General features: G+C 41.7%; 2 protein-coding genes and 1 pseudogene. All 3 read left to right on the top strand.

The genetic code is table 11. The features are described from left to right. A partial coding sequence (locus WBA23_RS07575) for a YbaB/EbfC family nucleoid-associated protein (RefSeq protein WP_424581668.1) occupies positions 1-196 on the top strand: 196 nt, incomplete at its 5' end. A gap of 131 nt (positions 197-327) precedes the next feature. Further along, complete coding sequence (locus WBA23_RS07580) at positions 328-1,434, top strand: glycosyltransferase family 2 protein (protein ID WP_424581669.1); 1,107 nt, start codon at positions 328-330, stop codon at positions 1,432-1,434. 271 nt (positions 1,435-1,705) lie between these two features. Next, a pseudogene (locus tag WBA23_RS07585) lies at positions 1,706-2,351 on the top strand (hypothetical protein); the annotation flags it as partial.

Raw genomic sequence — 2,351 nt, forward strand, 5'->3', positions numbered from 1 at the left:
AAAGCAAGTAATTAATTTGGAGATAGACAATGACTTGATTAAGCCTGAAGATAAAGAGGTGATGCAGGACTTAGTTATTGCCGCGGTTAATAAAGCGTTGGAAGAAGTAGATGCTAAAGCCAAAGAAACGATGAAGCAGTCGACCGATGGATTTATTCCCAATATTCCGGGCTTTGATTTGGGAAACTTTACTTAATAAAAAGGTAGAGGGGTAAAGGGTGGAAAGGTAGAGGACAGTCGATAGTTGGCAACAGAAAATTGACATCGGGTCGCTGGGTAGTGGATAACGGAAAGAGATAAACAATTAATACACTCACTCACTCATTTATGGAACCTGCGGCGGTTGTTATCTTAAACTACAATGGAGTTCATTTCTTAGAGCAGTTTCTTCCCAGTGTAGTATCGTACAGCCTCGGGCACCGTATTATTGTTGCCGATAATGCTTCCACCGATTCTTCTATTACATTTTTGAAGGAGCACTATCCATCCGTAGAAATATTCGCCTTCTCTGAAAATTATGGTTTTGCCGAAGGGTACAACCAAGCACTAGACCGCATTGAGAACAAATACAGTATTTTGCTGAACTCAGATGCCGAAGTTACGCCCAATTGGATTGAACCTGTGCTTGCGCTTATGGAGCAGAACGCTGCTATTGCTGCTTGTCAGCCTAAAGTTCGGGCGTACTATCAGAAAGACCACTTTGAACACGCCGGGGCGGCGGGGGGCTATATTGATGCCTTAGCCTATCCCTTTTGCCGAGGAAGGATACTAGATATTACAGAAAAAGATGGTGGGCAGTACGATAGCGTAGTACCGATCTTTTGGGCTACGGGAGCTTGTTTTTTTGTTCGTACTGAGGTATATAAGTCGCTGGGCGGTTTGGACTCTAGCTTTTTCGCCCATATGGAAGAAATTGACCTTTGCTGGCGGATGCACCAAGCTGGGTACCAGTTATACTGTCAACCAGCTAGTTTGGTCTATCACGTAGGCGGGGGCACCATGCCTACTAGTAATCCTCGCAAAACGTATCTAAATTTTCGAAATAGCACTGTGATGCTCTACAAGAATGAGCTAGCTACTCAATTACTTTGGAAGTTACCCGCTAAACTGGGTTTAGATGTATTGGCAGCATTAGCTTTTCTCGGTCAGCGAAAACCTCAGGATGCCTGGGCTGTGCTTCGGGCTATCCGAGATTTTATCGGAAACTTATCGCAGTGGAAAAGAGTACATAATAAGCAAACTAAATTTAACAATAGAAACCCTTCGCTACAAATGGCCGGAGTATTAGTATTTACCCGATACGTTCTAGGAAAAAAATATTTTAAGAACCTATTTTTTGCCCAGCAGGTTAATAATACCAAATCGGATTACGACTTTTTCGGAGGTGATACCGGAGATTCATCCAGAAAGCAATACCAAGATACAGAAGAATAGGAGAGCCAAAGGTTAAAAAAGAGGCGTAGATAAAATACATTCGAATGGTAGCCGTTGGAATATCCATTTTGCTGCCAATCTTATTACAAACCCCGAAAGCTTGTTTTTCCAAAAAATACTGCAATTTTCTCATAATATTTTAAACTTAGAGCAAACAAATATTGTTCTCAACCGGTTCTTAAAGGCATAATTTAACTATTTTTTCGCCAAAATTGTAATATTGTTAATATCATTCTATTTTCGCGACAAAGACTAACCAAATTTTTAACTTATGAATAAACTTAATTCACTACTATTAACTGCCATACTCTTCAGCTTCCTGGTTTTTACCGGATGTAATTCTTTAAAAAAGATGGTGAAGATGGCAGAAGAGCAAAATCTTACTGTTGAACCGTCGCCCCTAGAACTACAGGGAAATACGGTGAGCTTCACGATGAGTGCCAAGCTGCCAGTAAAAATGCTCAAAAAAGATAAGATTTATACGTTGAACACTTTCTATCAATACGGCGACGAGCGAGTAGATGTAGGAAGTGTAGAGTTTCGGGCGGCTGATTTTCCTAATGGAGCTGAGCAGGAGCCTGAACAAAGTCAAGAGTTTTCTTTTGATTACACCGGCGAAGAAATGGACAATGGAATGCTGATGGTTCAAGGAGTAGCCTCTGACCCTAATTCCGACAAAACTGCTGAGACTCCCGAAATGCAAGTGGCCGAAGGGTTGGTTGTAACTCAGAAACTGGTGGAAGCACCGCGCTACGTTTCTTACGGAAATCACGGTTACAATAATCAGGAAGAGTTAATTCCTACTAATGTTAACTTTTTCTTCCCACAAGGTAGTTCGGTATTACGTCGCTCAGAAGTTCGCAGTGACCGGGGAGATCGCTTTAGTAACTTCGTTGCTGAAAAGAACGTGACTCGCT

The sequence above is a fragment of the Tunicatimonas sp. genome, assembly GCF_049647865.1.
Lineage (GTDB): Bacteria > Bacteroidota > Bacteroidia > Cytophagales > Cyclobacteriaceae > Tunicatimonas.